At 58.5% G+C, this 8,487-nt stretch carries 7 protein-coding genes and 1 other RNA gene; 6 read left to right on the forward strand and 2 right to left on the reverse strand.

Annotation, left to right across the window (positions count from 1 at the left end; translation table 11 throughout):
- From ACESNB_RS04005 to ACESNB_RS04025, 5 genes are all read left to right on the forward strand, one after another.
- The coding region (locus ACESNB_RS04005; protein ID WP_373004184.1) for a VWA domain-containing protein at window positions 1–776 on the forward strand (776 nt) is incomplete at its 5' end.
- Between the two features lie 89 nt (window positions 777–865).
- Window positions 866–2,224 (forward strand): pilus assembly protein TadG-related protein, encoded by a 1,359-nt coding sequence (locus ACESNB_RS04010; RefSeq protein ID WP_373004188.1) that lies wholly within the window; start codon window positions 866–868, stop codon window positions 2,222–2,224.
- Between the two features lie 162 nt (window positions 2,225–2,386).
- A complete protein-coding gene (locus tag ACESNB_RS04015) occupies window positions 2,387–3,544 on the forward strand; it encodes a pilus assembly protein TadG-related protein (RefSeq protein WP_373004191.1) in 1,158 nt (385 codons plus the stop codon).
- An 86-nt stretch (window positions 3,545–3,630) separates the two neighbouring features.
- Window positions 3,631–3,918: a hypothetical protein gene (locus ACESNB_RS04020; protein ID WP_373004193.1), complete on the forward strand. Its 288-nt coding sequence runs from the start codon at window positions 3,631–3,633 to the stop codon at window positions 3,916–3,918.
- A 39-nt stretch (window positions 3,919–3,957) separates the two neighbouring features.
- Window positions 3,958–5,469 carry a pilus assembly protein TadG-related protein gene (locus tag ACESNB_RS04025; RefSeq protein ID WP_373004195.1) on the forward strand — a complete coding sequence of 504 codons (1,512 nt, stop codon included), beginning with the start codon at window positions 3,958–3,960 and terminating at the stop codon, window positions 5,467–5,469.
- Here the strand turns inward: ACESNB_RS04025 and ACESNB_RS04030 are convergent.
- A complete protein-coding gene (locus ACESNB_RS04030; RefSeq protein WP_373004198.1) occupies window positions 5,459–6,436 on the reverse strand; it encodes a GNAT family N-acetyltransferase in 978 nt (325 codons plus the stop codon). The two genes, ACESNB_RS04025 and ACESNB_RS04030, sit on opposite strands and share 11 nt — an antisense overlap.
- Before the next feature lie 87 nt (window positions 6,437–6,523).
- On the opposite strand from ACESNB_RS04030, the gene ssrA reads away from it, so the two are divergent.
- Window positions 6,524–6,882, forward strand: a transfer-messenger RNA (tmRNA) gene (gene ssrA / locus ACESNB_RS04035).
- 8 nt (window positions 6,883–6,890) lie between these two features.
- Here the strand turns inward: ssrA and ACESNB_RS04040 are convergent.
- Window positions 6,891–8,318 carry an amidohydrolase gene (locus ACESNB_RS04040; RefSeq protein ID WP_373004201.1) on the reverse strand — a complete coding sequence of 476 codons (1,428 nt, stop codon included), beginning with the start codon at window positions 8,316–8,318 and terminating at the stop codon, window positions 6,891–6,893.
- Window positions 8,319–8,487 lie beyond the last annotated feature (169 nt).

Here is an 8,487-nt window from a genome sequence, read left to right on the forward strand (position 1 = left end):
ACGACAAAGACAAAGACAAAGACAAAGACAAAGACAAAGACAAAGACAAAGACAAAGACAAAGACAAAGACAAAGACAAAGACAAAGACAAAGACAAAGACAAAGACAAAGACAAAGACAAAGGCAAAGAGACATGTGTTGACGTCGAATCGACAATACAAGTCTCAAAAGTTATCAACAATACCTGCGTCAAGGAACGCATTGGCTCCGACGCCTTCACGGACGAGGATCCCGGCCCGGGCGCATGGATCGAAGCCGCAGAAGCCTACTATGATGAGTCGAGAGATCGCTGGACCGAAGAAACCTGCAATAACATCGGACCGCTTCCGTTGACGGACAATCGCGGTAACCTGAAGGCTTATATCAATGGCCTGAAGCCTTACAGCATGACAGCTGGACACATGGGTGTGGCCTGGGGCTGGTACCTGATTGATCCGAAGTGGGACCTTTGGCCATCGGCATCTGCGCCGTTGCCATATGACGAGCCCGACGCGGCGAAGGCGATCATTTTGATGACGGATGGCGAGTTCAACTCCTACTTCTCGCATGGGCAGGGCAACTCGTTCGATCAGGCCAAGAAGCTGTGTGACGCCGCAAAGGCCGAGCATATCGTCATCTATACGGTGGCATTCAAAGCGCCGTCGCAGGGCCAGGCCATCCTGAACTACTGCGCCACCAGTGCCGACCACGCCTTCAATCCGGAAGATGGCCAGCAGCTGAAAGACGCCTACTCGATGATTGCCCAATCCATCTCTGACCTTCGTATCACGTACTAGAGGGACGGAGTTCAAGGAGAATTCCATGACATATAATTATTGGCATAGCGTACTGTTCTGAACTGGAGACAAGGTTGAAGCGCGCTGTTGTGAATTTTCTTACTATTCGTTGGCGCGCCGATACCGGCGGCAATATCGCCATCATCTTTGCCCTGGCGCTGATCCCGATCCTGGCGATCGCTGGTGTGGCCATCGACACTCAGGTGACACTGACCCAGAAGAACAAGGTCCAGGCGGTCATCGACAGCGCCGTGATTTTCGGTGCACGGTCCATGCAGGACGGCGCAAGCCGCGTGGACGTCGCGAAAGACGTCGATGCCTATGTCACCGCCCTGCTGAAGCAGCAGAGCCAAAGCCTCGACTGCATGAGTGTCGCGCTTGAATACAAGGACGATGCGCAGGATATCAATGCGTCGATCTTCTGTTCCCAGCCGACCACATTGTCGAACGTGATCGGCCAGCGGAAGATGGACTTCCGGGTCCGTTCCGGCTCGACTTACGGTATCGGCAAGGTCGATGTGGCTTTCGTGTTCGACGTCTCGGGCTCGATGGGCAATAGCGGCAAGATGGCCGACCTGAAGATCGCAGCCAAGGATGCGATCGACGCGCTGTTGCCCGCGTCATATGACACGGCGAAGCTGGATGATGTGCGCCTCGCCATGATGTCCTATGACTCGATGGTCAATGCCGGCAGCTACTTCAAGGCGGTAACGAACAAGAACGCGACGCGGACGTATACCGTGAACTATAACAAGACGACGAAAGTCTGTGTTTCTTACAAAAAAAATGGGCAGTGCCGGACGTACAACGATGTCGTCACGCCAATGGTCGCCACGAAAACAATCACCAACAAATGCGTGAAGGAGCGCATCGGCGCCCAGGCGTTCACGGATGCAACACCGGGCGCGAATGCATGGCTGGAGGCTGCCGCTGCGAATTTCAACGAATCGACCGAGAACTGGAGCGAGGAAACCTGCAACAGCATCGGGCCGCTTCCGTTGACAGACAATCGCACGACCCTGAAGGCCTACGTCAACGGCCTGAATGATTTTGGCGGTACGGCGGGGCATTTGGGTGTTGCCTGGGGCTGGTACCTGATTGATCCGAAGTGGGATGGTATCTGGCCGACGGCGTCCAAGCCCCTGGACTATGACGAGTCGGATTCCGCCAAAGCTATGATCCTGATGACGGATGGTGAGTTCAACTCTTACTTCTCGAGTGGGCAGGGCAACTCGTTCGATCAGGCCAAGAAACTCTGCGATGCGGCAAAGGCCGAACATATTGTCATCTACACCGTCGCGTTCCAGGCGCCCGAGCAAGGCCAGGACATCCTGAACTATTGTGCCACGAGTGCGGCGCATGCATTCAAGCCCGAGAATGGCCAGCAGCTGAAGGACGCCTATACGATGATCGCCAAGTCCATCTCCGACCTGCGCATCACGTACTAGCAGGCTGCGTGCGCCGGTTCACCGACATGCCGCCGAAATCTGGTTAACCGGGTCTTGACGCAATCGGGTGAACCGGGGGCGCCGACCTAACGTCAAAAAAAGCAATGTCGTCCATCTTCGCGTTTGGGACCGACCCGAATTATCGTTGACGAGGCGAATAACATGCCCAGTAGCACGCACTGCGGATTTGCCCGCCGATTCGGCAGGGATAACCGCGCGAATGTCGCGGTCATCGCCGCATTCTCCATCCTGCCGATTCTGAGCATCGCGGGCATCGCGATCGATGTGCAGATGGCGTTGACCGAGAAGGGCAAGGTCCAGGCGGTCATCGACAGTGCGGTGATCGCAGGCTCCAAGGCGATGCAGGCCGGCAAGTCGCAGGAACAGATCAATACGCTTGTGCATGATTACGTGGAGGCGCTCGTGAGCGTGCAGGGTAGTGGCCTGAGTTGCGCTGACCCGGAACTCACATTCCTGGACGGGACACAGAACATCGAGGCGGAGATCCGCTGCGCACAGACGACGACGCTGACCCAGTTGCTGCACCGTGACAAATTGTATTTCCAGGTTCGGTCCGGAACGACATATGGTATCGGAAATGTCGATGTCGCGTTCATTTTCGACGTGTCCGGATCGATGAATTCAGACGGCCGTCTGGACAGTCTCAAGACCTCGGCAAAAACGGCGTTTGACGAATTTCTGCCGGATAATCGCGACCTTGACGGCACGATCCGGATTGCGCTGACAACATACAACACGAACGTCAATGCGGGCGAGTATTTCGAAGACGTGACGCGCCAGATCACGCTCGGTACGGACGCCGCGACTGGCAGCAGTTCGGCGGAATCGCGGTACGACGCCTATAACAACCGTGTGCTGATAGACCAGTCGACCGGCAAGCGATTCTTCTACTATGAGCAGGCCAGCTGCAGTTCCAGCTGCTCTTATAACAGCAACTGGACCATCACGCCGAAACGGCGTTGGTTCGAGACCAATATCGGCGATAATACCTGTGTCTCCGAGCGGGTGGGCGTGAACGCGTTTAACGATGAGGCGGGCGGAACAGGCGCCGACAATTCCATGATTGCGGGCAATCCGTTGTGGAACTGGGATACCAGCAATTACAACAAGAAAAATGGCGCCTACGAAATCGAGTCTGGTGGCTCCAACTCGTCCCGGGGCGCCTTCACCCTGACGCCGGCGCAATGTGAAAATTCTGCACCCATGCCGCTTACCGAAGACAAGGCGGCGCTTAAGGAATACGTCGACGACCTGCACGCGGGCGGCGGCACCTCGGCATTGCGTGGGGCTGGTACCTGATTTCACCGAGCTGGAATGCGCTCTGGCCGTCGGCCTCCCATCCATGGCCATGGGAAGAACCGGACACGGCCAAAGCCATCATCCTGATGACCGATGGTGAGTTCAACCAGACCCATCCTTCCATTTCCGAAAGCTCGATCGAGCTGTCGATGGACTTCTGTGATGCGATGAAAGAAGAGCCGTACAATGTACAGATCTACACGGTGGGCTTCCAGGTTCCGAGCAATGTCGCGACGACGCCGGGCGGAGAAACGATCCTTGATTATTGTGCCACCGACGCGGGCCATGCGTTCACGCCGAGCAATGGCGAGGAACTGACGGATGCGTATACGGCTATCGCCCAGTCGATCTCGGATTTGCGCATCACGCGCTAGGATCGCCCGTCGATGGGCATGGCCTTTAGGCTGAAGTCGATGAAGACAGGTAAGGTATTCAGACACTGGCACCTGTCGCAGAGCGGCAATATTGCCATCATGTGCGCCCTGTTCGTGCCGGCGGTTCTGGCACTGGGCGGCGTGGCCGTGGATTTCCAGTTCGCCGTCCGACAGAAGAACAAGGTCCAGTACGCGCTTGATTCTGCCGTACTGGCGGGCGCGTTGCTGCGCCAGGGCGGCGGCAGCGAAGAGGCTGTCACAGCGGACGTCAAAGGCTACATGGCGGCCCTTGTTGAGGAGCAGGGCGGACAGATCGTCTGCACACCTGTGACCGTCTCGTATAATCCGGACAATAAGGACATTCACGGCGTGATTTCCTGCGATCAGCCCACCTTCATTTCCGACCTGATCGGTTTCGACAGGATATCCTTCGGCGTTGCCTCGACATCGACCTATGCCATTGGCAAGGCGGACGTGGCCTTTGTGTTCGACGTTTCAGGTTCCATGAACAGCCAGAACAGGCTCAGCCTACTGAAGTCGGCAGCCGAAGTGGCTTTCGATGAATTTCTGCCAGATGACGCTCCTGACACGGGCAATGTGCGGCTGGCGATCACCACCTACAATAACGCCGTGAATGCAGGCGGCTATTTCGAAAGCGTGACGCGGCGCCAGGAGCTTTCAGCGGATGCGTCCAATTCGACGGCGCGCAGCAATTATGACACCTATAACGGTGCAAGGATGATCGACGCCGCAACCGGCAAACGGTTCTTCTACTATGAACAGGAATACTGCCCGGGCGGTACCTGTTCAGGTAACTGGAACGCTGCGCGCCGCCCTATGGAGAACGCGAACATTGTCGACACGTGCGTGTACGAGCGCACGGGCGGCGATGCAGCGACCGATGCCGCCCCGGAGTCGCTCCGCTGGATCGGCGCAGGCAATCCGAGGTGGAACTGGTCGACCGGCACCTACAACAAGCGCAACGGCCAGCAGGAGATCGAATCCGGCGGCGGCAACTCGTCCAGGGGCGCCTATGACATGAGCTATGCGGGCTGTCGTGCGTCGGGGCCTGTGCCGCTGACCGACGACAAGGCTGCCCTCAAGGCCCATGTGCAGGCCCTCACGGCCAATGGCGGTACGGCGGGTCATATCGGTCTCGCCTGGGGCTGGTATCTCGTGTCGCCCAACTGGTCCGCGATCTGGCCGGAAGCATCCGAGCCGCTGCCATACGATACCAAGCAGGTCATCAAGGCGGTCATCCTGATGACGGATGGGGATTTCAATACCAACCACCCCACCGCCGCGAAAAGCTCGTTCCGCCAGGCGCAGGACCTGTGCGACACGATGAAGGCATCCCCGTCGAAGATACAAGTCTATACCGTTGGCTTCCAGGTGCCGAGCAGCGTGCAGAAGACCGGCGACGGGCGCACGATTCTCGAATATTGTGCGACGAGCCCTGCCTATGCGTTCAGCGCCTCAAACGGCGATGAGCTGACGGCGGCCTATCAGTCGATCGCACGTTCGATTACGCAATTGCGGATCAAGCAATAGGGGCGGTCTCGCCTGATGGCACCTGCGCCACCGGATATGACATCGCGACGTCACAGCGTTCATACCGCTTGCCATGGGAATCCAGAATGTCTGGATCATGGGTGAAGCCCAGCTTTTCGTAGAGGTGGATGGCGGCTGCGCATTTGCGATTGGTCAGCAGGTAGAGGCTGGCCATTTCCATCTGTCGTGCGCGTCCAAGAGCGGCGGCTAGAAGGAACTCGCCTGACTTGCGCCCGCGCGCCGATTTCAGCACGCCCATCTTGGTGAGTTCGAACCGGCCGTCCCCCATGGGAATCAGGGCGCAGGTGCCGACAATGCCAAGGCCACCAGTCGAGACGAACAGGACAGCCCCGCCCTTGTCCACGATCAGCTCGCGCGGGTGGGACAGGATTTCGCGATCAGTGGCTTCCAGCGTGAACATCTCGCTGATCCATTCCTCGTTGATCGTACAGAATGTGTCTGCAAGGTCGTCAGAAAATTCCACGATGGCGTGACCATCCGTGGCCCGCTCAGACAGGGACTTTTCATCGAAGGCGGTTTCGATCCGCGCGATCTGGTCAAGCAGGCTGGTATCGGGCCCGGCCGCAAGTTCTTCAGCAGCGCGGGCGACATGGGGCCAGACGTCCCGTTTCATGCGGGCGACTGCCTCGGCGCCCTCCGTGGTCAGTGAAATGGATTTCTGACGGCGGTCGATTTCCGACACGGTCGTCTCGGCGAGGCCCATGTCCACGAGCCCGACCAGGCTGCGCGTGACGGCGGGCTGGCTGACACCCAGAGCCGAAACGGCCTCGCTGACCGTCAGCGGTCCATACCGGTCGAGGGCCGCGAGCAAAGGGAAGTGGCTTGGCTGGGTGACAAAGCAGTTCTGTTCGAAAATATGCGCCGCATCCGCTTGCAGCCGTTCAGCCAGCCGTTTCAGGCGGCTACCCAGGGCGACATATCCAAGGTCTTGCAGAATGTCGGGCATGGCGCGCTCCCAAATATGTATAACATGCTATGTATAACTGTTTTCCTGTCAATATACCTTCGGGAAAATTCAGTCGCGCAGCCTTAAGGCCTTTCATCTGCGGCACACGTCACCTATATTGTACTTGTCTTCGGACTATGGCGATAAACGTACGTGTAATAAGCGGTTCGGACCCGGGGGCGGTACCCGGCGACTCCACCACAAGCAGGTTCAGGCACTTCAGCGCCTGTTTCTGACGGGGTCGAAATAGGATCGACGGACGTCTAAAGACGATACTTTCGCTCGTATGAGCCCCGTTAGAAGCTCACATCAACATAGTTGCAAATGACAACTCTGCTGAAGGTCAACTGCTCGCAGCGTAGCTGTACGTAGTTAACCGAATTAACTCCTAAGGATTCAGCTCCTTAGGCGGGGCCCGGAGGCGCCTGGCAACAGAAGCCTCCACTTTTATCCCCTATTTGCGGTAATCGAGCGGCGGGTCACGATCACCCAGCAGTGACGTGTATTCGTAATCCTCTCCGCGTGCGGCATCGAATTCGGCGCGGGCGGCCTGGCGCAGTTTCGGGTTTTCGTAGAGCTCTATCGCCGCGAGCGTCAGCGTCTTGGCAGCAACCTGTGCGCCCTTGTAGCCAATCGACATGCCGCTGGCGGCAACGGCCTGCCAGCTATGGGCAGCGGTGCCGGGCACCCATGTTGCCGTGCGCAGGCCAACGGTCGGCACGGCGTAAGACACATCACCCACATCCGTTGATCCATACCCAAGCGAGACCTCGAACGGCTGCACCTCTTTCTCACTGCCCAGCGGCAGGTCGGGCTTGGTAAAGCTCTTGTAGATTTCCTCGGCGAACGCCTCTTCCTCGGCAGTGTAGTTTACGCCGCCGACCTGTCGCAGCTTGCTATCCATCATCTTCGCCAGCGCTTCGTTGACAAGAAGAGGATTGTTGCCGTGGATCACTTCCCACTCGACACGAGTCCCGGTGCCCATCGCCGCGCCGCGCGCCGCGTCTTCCATGCGTGCCCAGATCTCCTCGACGCCGTCGGCGCTGGGGTGACGCGCATAATAGAAGACTTCCGCAAAGTCCGGCACCACGTTCGGGGCGATGCCGCCCGATGTGATGACATAGTGGATGCGCGCATCCTGGGGCACGTGCTCGCGCATCATGTTGACCATGTAGTTGAACGACTCGACGCCATCGAGGGCCGAGCGCCCGCGTTCCGGCGCGCCGGCCGCGTGGGCGGACACGCCGTAGAAGCGGAACTTGGCCGAGCGATTGGCGAGCGAGGTTTGCGCGGCGGCGGAGTTCTGGTCATCGCCATGCCAGTGCAGGGCAATGTCGACATCATCGAACAGGCCTTCGCGCACCATGTAGACCTTGCCGCTGCCGCCTTCTTCGGCGGGTGTACCGTAAAGACGGATCGTGCCCGGCGTGCCGGTCTGTTCCAGCCAGTCACGGATCGCGAGCGCGGCGCCGACCGAGCCCGCTCCGAACAGGTTGTGTCCGCAGGCATGGCCGGCATGCTTGCCCTCAATCGGGGCGCGGCTGGCGCTGGCATCCTGGTTGATGCCGGGCAGCGCGTCGAATTCGGCAAGAACGGCAATCACCGGACCACCGGAGCCATAGCTGGCGACAAAGGCTGTCGGGATGCCAGCCACACCGGCTTCGACCGTGAAGCCTGCCTCGCTCAGTTTTGACTGCAGCAGGCCGGAGGATTTCTCTTCCTGGTAGCCGACCTCGGCCCAATCCCAGATTTGCCGGGCCATGGCGGCGGTCTCGTCATAGCGCGCGTCGATACTGTCGAGCACGGCCTTGTCACTCGGCGTCTGGGCATGGACGCAGGCGGTGAGGGCAAGGGCGGCAAGACTGGTCGTGATGAGGCGCATGAAGGGTCTCCGGAGTGTGTGAGGTTTCGAGTTATGACTGAATCTGGTGTTTGGGCGGTTTGAAGGTTGGCGGCGTATCTGGTTGAATTGTTGTTGCGAGACAGCAGCCCAACCGAAGGAGATACACCACCATGGAAACGACTATACAGCTTCTACTCCAAAACCCGAA

The organism is Hyphomonas sp., assembly GCF_041689225.1.
GTDB lineage: Bacteria > Pseudomonadota > Alphaproteobacteria > Caulobacterales > Hyphomonadaceae > Hyphomonas.